Source organism: Streptomyces sp. NBC_01257, from assembly GCF_035917255.1.
GTDB lineage: Bacteria > Actinomycetota > Actinomycetes > Streptomycetales > Streptomycetaceae > Streptomyces.
Genome location: NZ_CP108472.1, coordinates 6448487 through 6464161 on the forward strand (window position 1 = coordinate 6448487; position 15675 = coordinate 6464161).

General features: G+C 72.3%; 15 protein-coding genes. 10 read left to right on the top strand and 5 right to left on the bottom strand.

Annotation, left to right across the window (positions count from 1 at the left end; genetic code table 11):
- Nucleotides 1-44: 44 nt before the first annotated feature.
- The 3 genes from OG408_RS28205 to OG408_RS28215 are packed head-to-tail and all read right to left on the bottom strand — an operon-like array spanning nucleotide 45 to nucleotide 2679.
- On the bottom strand, nucleotides 45-1250 hold the full coding sequence (locus tag OG408_RS28205; RefSeq protein WP_326672657.1) for a lysophospholipid acyltransferase family protein: 1206 nt from the start codon (nucleotides 1248-1250) through the stop codon (nucleotides 45-47).
- Entirely contained in the window at nucleotides 1250-2110 is an 861-nt protein-coding gene (locus OG408_RS28210; RefSeq protein WP_326672659.1) for a phosphatidate cytidylyltransferase, read from the bottom strand. Before OG408_RS28210 ends, OG408_RS28205 begins: the two co-directional genes overlap by 1 nt.
- Nucleotides 2107-2679, bottom strand: coding sequence for a CDP-alcohol phosphatidyltransferase family protein (locus OG408_RS28215; protein WP_326672661.1), 573 nt, complete (start codon nucleotides 2677-2679; stop codon nucleotides 2107-2109). The genes OG408_RS28210 and OG408_RS28215 overlap by 4 nt, the downstream gene beginning before the upstream one ends.
- A 100-nt stretch (nucleotides 2680-2779) precedes the next feature.
- On the opposite strand from OG408_RS28215, the gene OG408_RS28220 reads away from it, so the two are divergent.
- On the top strand, nucleotides 2780-3337 hold the full coding sequence (locus OG408_RS28220) for a GNAT family N-acetyltransferase (protein ID WP_326672663.1): 558 nt from the start codon (nucleotides 2780-2782) through the stop codon (nucleotides 3335-3337).
- 49 nt (nucleotides 3338-3386) lie between these two features.
- Here the strand turns inward: OG408_RS28220 and OG408_RS28225 are convergent, their stop codons facing one another.
- The gene (locus OG408_RS28225; RefSeq protein WP_326672665.1) at nucleotides 3387-4397 is read right to left on the bottom strand and encodes an NADP-dependent oxidoreductase; all 1011 of its coding nucleotides are present in this window, start codon (nucleotides 4395-4397) and stop codon (nucleotides 3387-3389) included.
- A 113-nt stretch (nucleotides 4398-4510) separates the two neighbouring features.
- Between OG408_RS28225 and OG408_RS28230 the strand changes: the two genes are divergently transcribed.
- Entirely contained in the window at nucleotides 4511-5395 is an 885-nt protein-coding gene (locus OG408_RS28230; RefSeq protein ID WP_266783209.1) for a LysR family transcriptional regulator, read from the top strand.
- 259 nt (nucleotides 5396-5654) lie between these two features.
- A complete protein-coding gene (locus OG408_RS28235) occupies nucleotides 5655-5786 on the top strand; it encodes a hypothetical protein (RefSeq protein ID WP_261991728.1) in 132 nt (43 codons plus the stop codon).
- A gap of 19 nt (nucleotides 5787-5805) precedes the next feature.
- On the opposite strand, the gene OG408_RS28240 is transcribed toward OG408_RS28235, so the two are convergent.
- Complete coding sequence (locus tag OG408_RS28240) at nucleotides 5806-7383, bottom strand: purple acid phosphatase family protein (RefSeq protein ID WP_266783211.1); 1578 nt, start codon at nucleotides 7381-7383, stop codon at nucleotides 5806-5808.
- Nucleotides 7384-7513: 130 nt separating this feature from the next.
- Here OG408_RS28240 and OG408_RS28245 point away from each other — a divergent pair, with 130 nt between their 5' ends.
- The 7 genes from OG408_RS28245 (at nucleotide 7514) to OG408_RS28275 (ending at nucleotide 15482) form a co-directional block, all read left to right on the top strand.
- On the top strand, nucleotides 7514-8554 hold the full coding sequence (locus OG408_RS28245; RefSeq protein ID WP_266783213.1) for a 3-isopropylmalate dehydrogenase: 1041 nt from the start codon (nucleotides 7514-7516) through the stop codon (nucleotides 8552-8554).
- 242 nt (nucleotides 8555-8796) lie between these two features.
- Nucleotides 8797-9885 carry a branched-chain amino acid aminotransferase gene (locus tag OG408_RS28250; protein ID WP_266783214.1) on the top strand — a complete coding sequence of 363 codons (1089 nt, stop codon included), beginning with the start codon at nucleotides 8797-8799 and terminating at the stop codon, nucleotides 9883-9885.
- Nucleotides 9886-10046: 161 nt separating this feature from the next.
- Nucleotides 10047-10727 (top strand): urease subunit gamma, encoded by a 681-nt coding sequence (ureA, locus tag OG408_RS28255; protein ID WP_326672668.1) that lies wholly within the window; start codon nucleotides 10047-10049, stop codon nucleotides 10725-10727.
- A complete protein-coding gene (locus OG408_RS28260; protein WP_326672670.1) occupies nucleotides 10724-12412 on the top strand; it encodes an urease subunit alpha in 1689 nt (562 codons plus the stop codon). Before ureA ends, OG408_RS28260 begins: the two co-directional genes overlap by 4 nt.
- Before the next feature lie 14 nt (nucleotides 12413-12426).
- The gene (locus tag OG408_RS28265) at nucleotides 12427-13440 is read left to right on the top strand and encodes an agmatine deiminase family protein (protein WP_326672672.1); all 1014 of its coding nucleotides are present in this window, start codon (nucleotides 12427-12429) and stop codon (nucleotides 13438-13440) included.
- A 3-nt stretch (nucleotides 13441-13443) separates the two neighbouring features.
- Nucleotides 13444-14052 (top strand): TetR/AcrR family transcriptional regulator, encoded by a 609-nt coding sequence (locus tag OG408_RS28270; protein WP_266783222.1) that lies wholly within the window; start codon nucleotides 13444-13446, stop codon nucleotides 14050-14052.
- A gap of 98 nt (nucleotides 14053-14150) precedes the next feature.
- On the top strand, nucleotides 14151-15482 hold the full coding sequence (locus OG408_RS28275; RefSeq protein WP_266783224.1) for an MFS transporter: 1332 nt from the start codon (nucleotides 14151-14153) through the stop codon (nucleotides 15480-15482).
- Nucleotides 15483-15675 lie beyond the last annotated feature (193 nt).

Below are 15675 nucleotides of genomic sequence, written 5' to 3' on the forward strand. Positions count from 1 at the left end.
CCCCTGCCGGCCGGGGGGCGGTTTCCATGTACGGGTCCCGCGGTTCAGCTCCAGCCGTGCACGATCAGGGACAGCCCCGCCGCGAACCCGCCTCCCAGCAGCACCAGACAGCGGCCGTACCAACGGCGGTGGCGGCGCATCAGCAGCCCGAAGCCGGCGAAGGCGAGGCCCACCGTCAGGGTGCGGGAGCCACGGGCCGCCGCCGACGCGGCGAGCCAGTCGGACGCCGGGACACCGGCGCGGCCCGCCTCGGCGCCGTACACCTTGAACGGGATGCCGTTCCAAGGCTGGTGGCGCACCGCGGACGCACCCTCCAGCGCCAGTTCGTGCCGGACCTCCGCACGCATCCGGTCCGTGGTCAGCGGCGCCGGCAGGTGGACGCCCGCCGAGGCCAGGTGCAGCGCCAGCAGACCTCCCGCCAGGCTGCCGGCCAGCGCGCCCAGCGACATCTTCAGGGCCGCCCGCGGCACCGCCGCGCACACCGCGCCCAGCAGCAGCTCCGGCATCAGCGGCCAGCTCAGCGCCTCCGCGAACGCCCAGCAGAACGCCAGCGGAACACCCAGGCGCGAGGTGACGACCGCCGCCACCCGGCGCCGCGTCGCCGAGTCCCTCAGCGGCTCGGCCACCGCACGGGCGTGCAGCGCCACCACCGCGTCGCGCGCCTCATCCGGGGAGACGGCCGACGGCAGCGGCTCGCCGATCGTCACCCGGACCAGCGACGAACGCAGCCGCCCGTGCTTGGGCAGCAGCCGGTCCGTGCCCGCGATCCCCACCGGCACCACCGGCACTCCCGCCTCCTCGGCCAGCACCAGCGCACCGCGGTGGAAGGAGCCCAGCGTGCCGTCCTTCGCCCGGGTGCCCTCGGGGAACAGCACGACCGCCCGGCCCGCCCGCAGTTCGCCCGCCATCGTCAGCAGGTCCTCCATCCCGCCGCCGCCCCGGCGCACCGGGAAGCCCGCCGCCATCCTGCGGCAGATCCGCCGCCGCCAGGGGGAGGCGAACCAGTAGTCGGCCGCCGCCCCGATCGCCGGCGAGTGCCGGGCGTCCAGCGCCGCGAGGAGCGCCGCGGTGTCCGCGTGCGAGGAGTGGTTGGCGACCACGACACAGCCGCCGCGCGGCAGCCGGCCGCGCCGTTCGACCCCGCCGGTGAGGCTGAGGACGCCCCACCACAGTCCGCGCCGGAGCGCGGCGGCGACCCGGGAACGGCGGGGGAGGACGGTGCGGACCGGGGTGCTCAGGAGCGTACTCATCACGTCATCACCATCGCCAGGAGGAGGGCCACCAGCAGGGAGTCGATCCGGTCGAGCAGGCCGCCGAAGCCGGGCAGCCAGCTGCCCGCGTCCTTCACGCCCGACTCGCGCTTGACCATCGACTCGATCAGGTCGCCCAGGACACAGCCGCCTGTCACCGCCGCCCACAGCGGGAGGCTGAACTCGCCGAGCACCAGCAGCAGTACGGCCGTCGCGACGGCCGCGCCGAGCACGCCCGCCCACGTCTTGTTGGGGGAGAGCGGCGACAGGGGACGGGCCAGCGGGCCGCGCCTGCCCAGCGCCGTACCGCCGCACCAGGCGCCCACATCGCCGAGCGCCACCGCCAGTCCGATGGCGACACCCGTGTCGCCGAGCGTCACCAGGCCCGTCAGCGCGACTGGGATCCACAGCAGCCCGAACACGGTCCTGGCCGTCCGGGTGAAGCCCGTCCGGTCGTCCCCGGCCAGCACCGAGGGCAGCGCGGCCGCGATCAGCAGCAGCGCCGCGGCCCGTGCGTCCAGGAGGTGCGGCGCCAGCCAGGCCAGCGCCGGGAGGGCCACCGCGGCCGCCGCCAGCACGACATGGTCGCCGCGCCGCAGCTTCGCCATCCGGACGAACTCGCTCGCCGCGATCAGGCCGAGCCCTGCGGCCAGCGCGTACGTGCCGCCGCCGCCCAGGAAGTACGCCCCCAGGAACACCGGCGCCACCAGCGCCCAGGTCCGCCACCGCCGGCGCAGTTCGGCCCGCATCCGCACCTTCGAGGGAAGGACCGCGACCGCGACCCCGCCCGCCCCCAGCACACCCGCGACCAGCGGCACCGCCCGCGCGGCCGCCTCCTCGGCGATCAGTACGGTGCTCATGCCAGCTCCCGCCACAGGCCCGCCAGCCGGAGCGCCGCGGTGAGCAGCGAACCGGCGGCGATCACGATCAGGACGGGGACGGCCCAGCCGCTCGCCGCGGCGACCACGACCAGCAGGCACCGCTCGGTCTTGCCGACCGGCCCGCCGTTGCGCCGGGGCGCGCCGGCCGCTGCCCCGGCCAGCGACACCCAGGACGGCAGCGTCGCCGCGAGCGCGGCGACCGTCACCAGCCACAGCGGGGCGAGGGCCAGGAATCCGGCCAGCACGACCAGGTCCGCGACCCGGTCGCCGAGCTCGTTGAGCACCGCGCCGCGCCTGGTGGTGCGGCCCGTGTCGCGGGCCAGCGCACCGTCGAGGTTGGCGAAGGCGAGCCGGGCCGCGAGCAGCGGGGCGACCGCCAGGGCGGCGGTCCCGGCGGGCAGCCAGGCCAGCGAGGCTGCGGCGCCGGCCGCGGCGACGACGCCGGCCGCGGTGAGGGTGTCGGGCGACACCTCACGGCGGACCAGCGAGGCGCGGACACCGGAGAGCCGGTCCGCGTACCAGGGCTTGAGAGCATAGAGGCCGTTCATGGGGTCAACTCTCGTGCGCCGCACAGTTCTTCGACACGGCTTGGGTACTCAACCGGCGGCTGAGTACCCGGTGGGTGCGGTGCCTGGGAGGCTGGGGCGCATGACCGATCCGACCCTGCACACCGCGCACACCTGCCGGCTGTCCCCGGCCGCACTCGACGAGATCCACGCCTTCCTGGACACCGCGTTCGCGGGCACCTTCGACGCCGACGACTGGGACCACGCGCTCGGCGGCATCCACGCCTGGGTGCGCGACGCGAGCGGGCTGCTCGCGCACGGCAGTGTCGTGCAGCGGCGGGTGGTCCATGCCGGGCGTTCCCGCCGGGTGGGTTACGTGGAGGGCGTGGCCGTCCGCGCCGACCGGCGGCGCGAGGGCCTCGGCGGGCGGGTCATGGCCGCGCTGGAGGAGGTCGTCGACGGGGCGTACGTCTTCGGGGCCCTGTCCGCGTCGGCCGCCGGGGCCCCGCTGTACACCGCGCGCGGCTGGACGGTGTGGCCGGGACGGATCGCCGTGCAGGGGGCGCGCGGGGTGGAGCGGCTGCCGGACGAGGAGGGCAGCACCTATGTCCGGGGGGCCGGCGGTGCTCCGGTCCTGCCGGCCGGGGAAGCGGCCACGGACGTGCTGGTCTTCGACTGGCGGGACGGGGACGTGCTGTGACGGTGCTCGCGCTCAGTCGCCGGACGGGCCGGGAAGCGGGCCGTCGCGGCTACGCGCCCGTGCTGATCAGCATCTTGCCGGTGTTCTCGCCGCGCAGCATCCCCAGGAAACCGTCCACCGTCCGCTCGAACCCGTCGACGACCGTGACGTCCGGGGTGATCCGGCCGCTCCGCAGCTCCGGGACTAGCAGCTCCTCCAACTCTCCCTGCACATCGGTGTAGTTGCGGACCAGCACACCTTCGAGACGCAGGCTCTTCTCCACCATGTCGAAGAGGTTGCGCGGGGCGGCGGGCGGTCGGCCCGCCGAGTGGTACTGGGCGATGGCGCCGACCCAGGCGATCCGCCCGTGGTCGCGGAGCGCCGAGATCGCGGCCTCCAGATGGTCGCCGCCCACGTTGTCGACGGCCACGTCGATCCCGTCCGGGGCCGCCTTCGCCAGGAGTTCCGCGACGGGCCCGTCGTGGTAGTCGAAGGCGGCGTCGAAGCCGAGTTCACCGGTGAGCCGGGCGACCTTCGCGGCCGAGCCCGCGCTGCCGACGATCCGTCCGGCGCCGAGGAGCCGGGCGATCCGGCCCACCGCCGTGCCGACGCCGCCCGCGGCGGCCGAGACGAACAGGTCCTGGCCCGCCTCGAAGCGCAGCGTGCGGGTGAGCGCCACATACGCGGTCAGGCCGGTGCCGCCGAGGATCGAGAGGTGGGCGGTCAGCGGCACCCCTTCGTACGAGGGGAGCCCGCGGGTGCCGTACACCCCGGCGGTGACCAGGGCGTGGGTGCGCCACCCGTGCCGGTGGAAGACCAGGTCGCCCTCGGTGAGTGCGGGGTCGCGGGAGGCGGTGACCCGGCCGATGGCCCGGCCCTCCAGCGGGGTGTCCAGCTCCCAGCCGCTGTCCATCTCCTCGCGGTGGTACGGGTCCACGGAGAGGTAGAGGTTCTCCACCAGGGCCTCGCCGGGACCGGGGGAGGGGACCGGGGACTCGACCAGCGAGAAGAGATCGGAGGTGGGGAATCCCGAAGGGCGGGCGGTCAGGTGGAAGGTGCGGGCCGTGCGCGTCGTCGTCATGGCAGTGACCGTAGGAAGGAATCGAACGGCCCGGCAGTGGGTTGCGTCGATGGAAAGGCCGTTTCCATGAGCGGCGTTCATGGATCTTTCATGGGAACGAGGGGGATCACACCATGACCGACCTGAGCCCGCACGAGTTGCGGATCATGATCGCGGTCGAGAGGACCGGCAGCTTCTCCGGTGCCGCCGAGGCGCTGGGCATGACGCAGTCGGCCGTCTCGCACGCGGTCCGCACCAGCGAGGGCAGGATCGGCGCCGTCCTCTTCGACCGGGGCCGCAAGGGCGCCCGGCCCACCGCCGCGGGCGCGAGCGCCGTCGCGCACGCCCGCCGCGTCCTGCGGCTGCTGGAGCTGATGGGCGACGAGGCGCGTGCCGCGGCGGCCGGCCCGGGGGAAGCCGGCGTACCGGCAGGCCCGCTGCGGATCGCCGCCTTCCGCAGCGCCGCGCTCCATCTGCTGCCGCCCGCCCTGGAACGGCTCAGGGCCCGCCACCCCGGCATCGACGCGAGGGTCCGGGTGGTCCGGGAGGTCGGCCGGGGCACGGCGGGCGAGGTCCTGGACGGCCGCGCCGATCTGGGGATCGCGACGATCGGCGCGAGTTCCCCCGTACCGAAGGAACTGGTCGGGGGAGTGCTGCGGGAGGAGGAGTACTCCCTGGTGCACCCGGCCGGTCATCCGGCGCCGCGGACGCTCCCGCTGCTCGACTGGGCGGAGAGCTGCACCTCGTACACCCGGGACTGGTGGTCCGCCCAGGACTGGATCCCGCACGCGACGATGGAGGCCGAGGACGACGGAGCGGTGCTCTCGATGGTGTCCCGTGGTCTCGGGATGGCGATCATGCCCGGACTGTCCCTGGAAGGAGCACCGGACACCGTCGCGATCACCGCTCTCGGGCCGGACCGCCCGACCCGGTCCGTGGGCTACGTCACCACCCCTGAGCTGGCACGATCACTCGCCGTGCGGGCGCTCATCAGGGAGCTGAGAGTGAGCGGCGGGTGAGCGCGGGTAAACCTCCGTCTCAGATAGTAGGAAGTCCGAGTAATTGTGGAGACAGACCGGCTCGGCTGCCCTAGCTTTGTAGAAGCCGAACGTCTCGCTAGATCAAGCGACTGGCGGTCGTGAGCGCGCGCCCCGAAGCAGGCAACCCCTGCGGCGCCTGCTCCCCGCCCCTTCCGGCGCCTCGAAATCCCTGATCTCGACATCACGTTCACGATTTTTCGATCTCGAAATCCTCGCGATCTCAAGGAGTCGATCCACCATGGCCGAGACCACTGTCCGCCGCCGCGTCCGTCACACCCACCGCCCGACCGAGTCGGAGCGGCAGAATGCCGCCGCCGCCCTGCAGCGTGCTCTCGACCGCAGGGACAACGGCGGCTCCACCGGTCACTGACCGGAAGCCGTCACCGGGATCAGCCGCGGCTGATCTCGAAGTGGTCGATGCGCTCGCCGGACTCGGCGAGCGCGGTGACCTTCATGCGCGCGTGCCGGCCGGGCTCCACCTCCACCGCGAGGAACGAGAAGCCGGTGTAGCGCACCCGCGACCACTCCACGGTCTCGGTGGCCCTGCCGCCGCCCTTGACCACGTGGTACGTGTTCACGCTCTCCGCATCCGCGACGTGTCCCTCGTAGCTGTCGGGCGCCGGGAAGTCGTAGAGCGCCTTGCCCGCGCCGCCCGCGGTGACGTACACGATGCCGTCCCGCGTCGGGTCGGTGCGCTCGCCGATCGGCACCTTGCGCTGCACCGCGTTCTTCAGGATCGCGTCGGTGCGCTCGTAGACGTGGTTGTGCCCGTTGATGACCAGGTCCACCTGGTGCTTCTCGAAGAGCGGCACCCAGGCGTCGCGCACCCCGCCGTCCGAGGCGTGCGCGTTGGTCGTGGAGAAGGCGCAGTGGTGGAAGAAGACCACCAGGAAGTCCACGTCGTGCCGGGCCCGCAGTTCGCCCAGCCGCCGGTCCAGCCAGCGGGTCTGCTTGCCGCCGCTGATGCCGAAGTTGGCCGGGATCTCGTACGAGACGTCGTTGGCGTCGAGCGCGATCACGCCGACGTTGCCGTGCACGAAGGAGTAGGCGCCGGGCTGGTTCACCGGGTCCGGGCCGTTGTCCGGCAGGGTCCAGCGGGCGTTCTGCCCGCCGTAGCCGTCCGGCGAGTACCAGGCCTCCATGTCGTGGTTGCCGGTCGTCACCATCCACGGCACGGTCTTGGACACCGTCTCCGTCTGCGCCAGGAACTGGTCCCAGGTGCGGGCGTCGTAGGTGTCGCTGCTCTGGCCGGAGCCCGACGGGTCGGCGTAGCAGATGTCGCCCGCGTGCAGGTGGAAGGCCGGGTTCTGGCCCAGGATCAGCTGGTCGTTGCCGAGCGCGTGGTAGCTGACGCCCTGGTCGCCGAAGGCCGTGAAGGTGAACTTCTCCGCGCGCGAGGGCGCGGTGGTGAAGGTGCCGAGCGTGCCCAGGTTGCGGGTGTCGGCCGGGTCGAAGCCGTCGTGGCCGACGCCGTAGTAGTACGTCGTGCCGGGCTTAAGCCGCTCCAGGCCGGCGTGCACGTAGAACTGCTCGGCGGCCGCGATCTTGCCGTCGTTCAGCCGCGGTGTCGTCAGGTGGCGCACCTCGGCGTCGATCTTCCGGCTCAGCGCCCACGGCTTGAGGCCGATGCGGATGTACGGGCGGCGCACCGCGAAGGGGACCTGCCAGGAGACCGCCATCTGCGTCCTCGGGTCGGCGCCGTAGGCCAGGTGCCGGCCGAACGGCGCGACCAGCGAGCCGTCCACCCGGGTGGAGCTGCGCGAAGTGAGTGTCGTCGGAGCGGCATACGCCGGCGAGGCCGGGGAGACGAGCGAGGTGCCGAGGCCGGCGCCGGCCACGGCCGCGGTGGCCACGCTCGTGCGCAGCACCCCGCGCCGCGTCAGCCGGGTGCGGAGGTATTCGTGCTGCTCGGCCATGCTCATGCGGTCGGCGAGCTTCTCGGGGATGCCGAAACGGGGGATGTCCATGGGCGACAACCTCCACCCGTTCCCTGACGGCATTCCGTCGAGTAGGTGAACGGTACACGTACAGCTGCCCATGTGTCCGTATAGTGGACGTGACGTGTCATGGGGTGGGACGCGCAGTATCGTGCCGGACATGGCTCCCAGCATCAATCTCGCAGTGATCCCCGGTGACGGTATCGGCCAGGAGGTCGTGGCCCAGGGACTCAAGGTCCTCAACGCTGTTCTCCCGCAGGATGTGAAGCTGGAGACCAAGGAGTACGACCTCGGCGCCCAGCGCTGGCACCGCACCGGTGAAACCCTCCCGGACGCGGAGCTGGAGGCCCTCAAGGGCCACGACGCCATCCTGCTCGGTGCGATCGGTGACCCGTCCGTGCCCTCCGGCGTGCTGGAGCGCGGGCTGCTGCTGAAGCTGCGATTCGCCTTCGACCACTTCATCAACCTGCGGCCGTCGAAGCTGTTCCCGAACACGGACACCCCGCTGGCCGGCCGTCCGGAGATCGACTTCGTCGTCGTCCGCGAGGGCACCGAGGGTCCGTACACCGGCAACGGCGGTTCGCTGCGCACCGGCACGGAGCACGAGGTCGCCACCGAGGTCAGCCTCAACACGGCCTTCGGTGTGGAGCGCGTGGTCCGTGACGCCTTCGAGCGCGCCGCCGCCCGCCCCCGCAAGAAGCTGACGCTGGTCCACAAGAACAACGTCCTCGTCTACGCGGGCCACCTGTGGAAGAACACCTTCGACAAGGTCGCGGCCGAGTACCCCCAGGTCACCACCGACTACCTGCACGTCGACGCGGCGACGATCTTCTTCGTCACCCAGCCGGAGCGCTTCGACGTCATCGTCACCGACAACCTCTTCGGTGACATCCTCACCGACCTCGCCGCGGCCGTCTCCGGCGGCATCGGCCTGGCCGCGTCCGGCAACATCAACCCGACGGGCGCCTTCCCCTCGATGTTCGAGCCGGTCCACGGCTCCGCCCCCGACATCGCGGGCCAGGGCAAGGCCGACCCGACGGCCACGATCCTCTCCGTCGCCCTCCTGCTGCGCCACCTCGGCTACGAGGCCCAGGCCGTGCGCATCGAGGACGCCGTCTCCGCCGACCTCGCGGAGCGCGACGGGACCGCCCGTACCACCGACGAGATCGGCGACGCGCTCGCGGTACGCGTAGCGGGCTGATCCGACGACTCCCTCAAGAAGCCGCCGGGTCGCACACGCACCCGGCGGCTTCTCCTGTGCGGCCCCGGGTGTCACCATCGAACCCTGGACCGCATTCACGTCATTTCGTGCACGGCCACCCACGAGAGATAATCGAACGGGACCGTGGCTTGCCGCGAAGCTCGGACGTCCTAGCACCTGTCCGACAGGAGCTGGCGCGGGCGTGGTCCTACACACACAAAACCGGTGAAGGACACGCACTCATGACGACGCCCACGATCGAGCTCAAGCCCTCCTCGAACCCGCTGTCCGACGCGGAGCGCGAGGCGATCCTGGTCAAGCCCGGATTCGGCCGCTACTTCACCGATCACATGGTGACGATCAAGTGGACCGAAGGCCGCGGCTGGCACGACGCCCAGCTCGTCCCGTACGCGCCGCTGTCGATCGACCCCGCCAACATGACGCTGCACTACGGCCAGGAGATCTTCGAGGGTCTGAAGGCCTACCGCCAGCCCGACGGCACGGTCGCCACCTTCCGCCCCGAGGCCAACGCCGAGCGCTTCCAGCGTTCCGCGAACCGGCTGGCCATGCCGGAGCTGCCCGTCGAGACGTTCGTCGCCGCCTGCGACGCGCTCGTCCGCCAGGACGCGGCCTGGGTCCCGGAGCACGGCGGCGAGGAGTCGCTGTACCTGCGCCCGTTCATGATCGCGACCGAGGTCGGTCTCGGTGTGCGGCCGTCCAACGAGTACCTCTTCCTGGTCATCGCCTCGCCGGCCGGCGCCTACTTCCCCGGCGGTGTGAAGCCCGTCTCCATCTGGCTCTCCGAGGACCGCGTCCGCGCCGTCCCCGGCGGCATGGGCGACGCCAAGACCGGCGGCAACTACGCCGCGTCCCTGCTCGCCCAGGCCGAGGCCGCCGCGAAGGGCTGCGACCAGGTCGCCTACCTCGACGCCGTCGAGCACAAGTGGGTCGAGGAGCTCGGCGGGATGAACCTGTACTTCGTGTACGGGAACAAGATCGTCACCCCGGCCCTGACCGGCTCCCTGCTCGCGGGCATCACGCGCGACTCGCTGCTGAGGCTCGCCCAGGACCTCGGCTACGAGCCCGAGGAGGGCCGCGTCTCCATCGACCAGTGGCGCGACGACACCGCGAACGGCACCCTCACCGAGGTCTTCGCCTGCGGCACCGCCGCCGTCATCACCCCTGTCGGCATCGTGAAGAGCGCCGGCGGCGAGTGGACCCAGGGCGACGGCACGCCCGGCCCGGTCACGCTCGGGCTGCGCGAGCGCCTGCTGGACATCCAGCGCGGCACCGCCGAGGACGCCCACGGCTGGATGCACCCGCTCGGCTAGCCGCCACGCTCCACCCGCCCGCACAAGAAGGCCGCGCCCCCGGGGGCGCGGCCTTTTTTTGTCCGCCAGGACTTGGAGCGTCGCTCGAAACGCATCGTCAACGGTTTCATTTCCACCGGCCTCCTGGTTAGAGTGCTGCTCTAACCAGGAGGTGCGACGACGTGCGACTGACCCCGACCGAACGCGACCGGCTGCTGCTCTTCGGCGCCGCCGAGCTGGCCCGGGCCCGCCGGGCCCGCGGGCTGAGGCTCAACGTCCCTGAGGCCACCGCCCTGATCGCGGACACCGTCTGCGAGGCCGCCCGCGACGGGCGCCGGCTCGCCGAGGCGATCGAGGCCGCGCGCCGGGTGCTGGGCCCGGACGATGTGCTGCCCGGGGTCGCCGACGTCGTCACCGAGGTCCATGTGGAGGCCGTCTTCGACGACGGTTCGCGGCTCGCCGTGGTCTCCCGGCCGCTGGGCGAGGGCCTCGGCGACGAGGCGCCCGGCGCCGTCGTCCCCGGACCCGCGACGCCCGGGCCGGAGCCAGTGCTGCGGCTGACCGTCCACAACACCGCGACCGTCCCCGTCTCCGTGACCTCGCACTTCCACTTCTTCGAGGCCAACCCGCGGCTCGACTTCGACCGGGCCGCGGCGTACGGCATGCGGCTCTGCGTGCCCGCGGGCTCCTCCGCCCGCTTCGGACCGGGGGAGTCGGCCGAGGTGGGCCTCGTGCCCATCGGCGGCGACCGCGTCGCGATCGGGTTCGCCGGGCTGGTCGACGGACCGCTCGACGCCCCCGGCGTACGCGAGGAGGCGCTGCGGCGCGCGGCGGCCTGCGGATACCTGGGAGCGGCACGATGAGCATCGATCCGCACGAGTACGCCTCCGTGCACGGCCCGCGCGCCGGCGACCGGGTCAGGCTCGGTGACTCCGGGCTGATCGTCCGGGTCGAGTCGGACGCCCAGAAGCCGGGCGACGAGTTCCTCGCCGGATTCGGCAAGACCGCCCGCGACGGAATCCACCTCAAGGCCGCCGCCGTCCGGGAGACCTGCGATGTCGTGATCAGCAACGTGCTGGTCATCGACGCCGTGCAGGGCGTCCGGAAGGTCTCGATCGGTATCCGCGAGGGCCGCATCTCCTCGATCGGCCGGGCCGGGAACCCGGACACCCTCGACGGTGTGGACGTCGTCGTCGGCACTGGCACGTCCATCGTGTCCGGTGAGGGCATGATTGCCACGGCAGGCGCGGTCGACACCCATGTCCATCTGCTCTCGCCGCGGATCATGGAGGCCTCGCTCGCCTCCGGCGTCACCACGATCATCGGCCAGGAGTTCGGCCCGGTCTGGGGCGTCGGCGTCAACTCGCCGTGGGCCCTGCGCCACGCCTTCAACGCGTTCGACGCCTGGCCGGTCAACATCGGTTTCCTGGGCCGCGGTTCCTCCTCGCACCAGGCGCCGCTCGTCGAGGCGCTCGCCGAGGGCGGGGCCTGCGGCTTCAAGGTCCACGAGGACATGGGCGCGCACACCCGCGCCCTGGACACCGCGCTGCGCGTCGCCGAGGAGTACGACGTCCAGGTGGCCCTGCACAGCGACGGGCTGAACGAGTGCCTGTCGGTCGAGGACACCCTGCGCGTCCTGGAGGGGCGCACCATCCACGCCTTCCACATCGAGGGCTGCGGCGGCGGCCACGTCCCCAACGTGCTCAAGATGGCGGGCGTGCCGAACGTCATCGGCTCCTCCACCAACCCCACCCTGCCCTTCGGCCGGGACGCGGTCGCCGAGCACTACGGGATGATCGTCTCCGTTCACGACCTGAAGACGGACCTGCCGGGTGACGCCGCCATGGCCCGTGACCGGATCAGGGCCGGGACGATGGGCGCCGAGGACGTGCTGCACGACCTCGGCGCCATCGGGATCACCTCGTCCGACGCCCAGGGCATGGGACGGGCCGGCGAGACCGTCCGCCGCACCTTCGCCATGGCCGGGAAGATGAAGGCCGAACTCGGGCCGATGGAGGGCGACGGGCCGGGCGACGACAACGCCCGCGTGCTGCGGTACATCGCCAAGCTCACCGTCAACCCGGCCATCGCCCACGGCCTCGCGCACGAGATCGGTTCCATCGAGACGGGGAAGCTCGCCGACATCGTGCTGTGGCGCCCCGAGTTCTTCGGGGCGAAGCCGCAGCTGGTGCTCAAGTCCGGCTTCCCGGCGTACGGGGTCACCGGTGACCCGAACGCCGCCACCGACACCTGTGAACCCCTGGTGCTGGGGCCGCAGTTCGGCGCGCACGGGGCGACCGCCGCCGATCTCTCGGTCGCCTTCGTCTCGCAGGCCGCCACCCAGCTGGGCGCGGACGCCATGCCGACCCGGCGCCGGCGCGTGGGCGTCCGCGGCACCCGCGGCATCGGCCCCGCCGACCTGCGCCTCAACTCCCGTACCGGAGAGGTCGACGTGGACGCGCGCAGCGGGCTCGTCACCCTGGACGGCGACCCGCTGAGCTCGGAGCCCGCCGACTCGGTCTCCCTCAACCGGCTCTACTTCCTGTAAGGACCTGTGCTCCCATGACCTTCCGCATGCCCCCCGAGTGGGCCCCGCACGAACGCACCTGGATGGCCTGGCCCGGCCCCAACCCCACCTTCGAGACCGCGGCCGAACTCGACGAGGCCCGCCGCGCCTGGGCCCGCGTCGCCCGGGCCGTCCGCCGCTTCGAACCCGTCACGATGGTCGTCGGCCCCGGCCAGGAGGACAGCGCCCGCGCCCTCCTCGGCCCGGACGTGGAGCTGGCCGTGCGCCCGCTCGACGACGCCTGGATGCGCGACATCGGCCCCACCTTCGTCACCGACGGCAGCGAACTGGCCGCCGTCGACTGGACGTTCAACGGCTGGGGCGCCCAGGACTGGGCCCGCTGGGACCACGACCGGCACATCGCCCGCTCGGTCGCCGCTCTCGCCGGTGTCCCGGTGCACAGCTCGCCGCTGGTCAACGAGGGCGGTGCCATCCACGTGGACGGGGAGGGCACCGTCCTGCTCACCGAGACCGTCCAGCTCGGCAAGGAGCGCAACCCCGGCTGGACCCGCGAGCAGGTCGAAGCCGAGGTGCACGCGCGCCTGGGCACCGAGAAGGCGATCTGGCTGCCCCGGGGGCTGGCGGGCGACTACGGCACGTACGGCACCCTCGGCCATGTCGACATCGTCGCGGCCTTCGCCCGCCCCGGCACCGTCGTCGCCCACGTCCAGCCGGACCCGGCCCATCCGGACCACGAGATCACCCGGGAGACGGTCCGCGTGCTGCGCGCCGCGACCGACGCGAAGGGGCGGCCGCTGGAGGTCGTGGAGGTCCCGGCGCCCACCGTGCTGCGGGCCGGCGGGGAGTGGGTCGACTACTCCTACATCAACCACTACCTCTGCAACGGCGGCGTCGTCCTGTGCGCCTTCGGCGATACGCGCGACGAGCTCGCCGCCGGAATCTTCCGCCGCCTCTTCCCCGGCCGTACGGTGACACTCGTCGACGCCCGCGCGATCTTCGCCGGGGGCGGCGGCATCCACTGCATCACCCAGCAGCAGCCGAAGGTCTGAACCGTGCCCCCCGCCCCGCGCCGCCGCAACACCGCCCCGCCCCGCGAGGACGTGCTCGCCGCCGTCATGGCCACCGTCGCCGCCCGCGGCCTCGACGGCCTCACCATGGCCGGGCTCGGCCGCGAGGTCGGCATGAGCAGCGGCCACCTCCTCTACTACTTCCGCACCAAGGACGAGCTGCTGCTGCGGACCCTGGAGTGGAGCGAGGACCGGCTCGGGGCCGAGCGGCGCCGGCTGCTGTCGCGGCCGGGCACGGTCCGTGAGCGGCTCGACGCGTACATCGGTCTCTACCTGCCCGACGGCCACCGCGACCCGCACTGGACGCTCTGGCTGGAGGTCTGGAACCGCTCGCGCGACGCCGACGACGACGCCCGGGCCCGGCAGGCCGCGATCGAGGGGGCCTGGCACCGCGACCTGGTGGCGCTGCTCGCCGAGGGGGCCTCGCGCGGGGAGTTCCGCCCGGTGGACGCCGACCGCGTCGCCACCCGGCTGCGCGCCCTCCTGGACGGCTTCAGCGTCCATGTGGCGGTCGGCCTCCCGGGCACCGGCCGGGACCAGGCGCTGTCCCTGGTCCGGGAGTTCATCGACGACTCGCTGACCGCCGGCGGCTGAGCCTCACCTGTTCGTGAACGCAACGCACGTAAGTACGCGCGATCGTTGCGCCCTGCACCCTTGTTGGACTTCCGGCGGTTCGGGCACGGTGGCCAACCATGGGACGAGAGCAGTGGAAGAAAATCTGGGTCGGCTCGGCCGGCAACATGGTCGAGTGGTTCGACTGGTTCGTGTACGCGACCTTCGCGGTCTACTTCGCGGACTCGTTCTTTCCCGAAGGCAACGAGACCGCCAACCTCATGAACACCATGGGCATCTTCGCCGTCGGCTTCTTCATGCGGCCGGTCGGCGGCTGGCTGCTCGGCCGGATCGGTGACCGCAAGGGCCGCAAGGCCGCGCTCACCCTGACCGTCACCCTCATGTCGGCCTCCGCGATCCTCATCGCGATCGCGCCGACCTACGACGTCGCCGGGTACGGCGGCGTCGCCGTGCTGATGCTGGCGCGGCTGCTCCAGGGGCTGTCCGTCGGCGGCGAGTACGCGGCCAGCGCCACGTACCTCACCGAGGCCTCCGCGCCGGAGAAGCGCGGCTTCGCCTCCAGCTTCCAGTACGTGTCCATGACCGCGGGACAGCTCGTCGGCCTCGGCCTGCAGATCGTCCTGCAGCGCAACATGTCCGAGGCGGCCCTGCACAGCTGGGGCTGGCGCATCCCGTTCGTCGTCGGCGCGCTGGGTGCCGCCATCGTGTTCTACCTGCGCCGCTCCATGCTGGAGACCGAGGTGTACGCCGGGTCGGGCGCCGCCGAGCAGCAGGACCGCGGCACGCTGAAGGTGCTCTGGCAGCACCGGCGCGAGGCGTTCCTGGTGATGGCCCTGACCATGGGCGGGACCGTCGCCTACTACACGTACACGACCTATCTGACGAAGTTCCTCTCCAAGAGCGCCGGCATGGACAAGTCGACCGCCTCGCTCGTCAGCTTCTGCGCGCTGTTCGTCTTCATGTGCGTCCAGCCGCTGGCCGGGATGCTCTCCGACCGGATCGGCCGCCGCCCGCTGCTGATCACCTTCGCGGTCGGCTCGACCTTCCTGACCGTGCCGATCATGACGATGCTCAAGCACGCCGACACCTTCTGGCCCGCCTTCGGGCTCGCGCTGCTGGCGCTGCTGGTGATCACCGGATACACCTCCATCAACGCCTGTGTGAAGGCCGAGCTGTTCCCGACGGGCATCCGCGCCCTGGGCGTCGGTCTCTCGTACGCCGTCGCCAACGCGCTGTTCGGCGGCACCGCCGAGTATGTGGCCCTGTGGTTCAAGAACGCCGGGATCGAGTCCGGCTTCTACTGGTACGTGGCCGGCTGCGCCGCGGTCTCCCTGGTCGTCTACCTGACGATGCGCGAGACCCGCGACATCGACCTGAACCGGGTCGCCGCCGGGCGTTCCGGCGAGCAGGCGGCACCGGCCGGGGCGACGAGCGTCACGCCCGCATCCTGAGACGGGGCGGAGCACGGAGGCGGTCCTGTGCCAGACTGCCTCCGTGTCCTCGTTCGTCATGATTATTGGCAACAGGCGCGCCGGTCCGCAGTGACCGTCCCGTACCACCATGTACGGCACGGCCACCGTGCCCCAGGCCCGCGCGCAGACCTCTCGCACCCGCGAGGGGTTTTTTGTTTTCCGGCCCTCACCA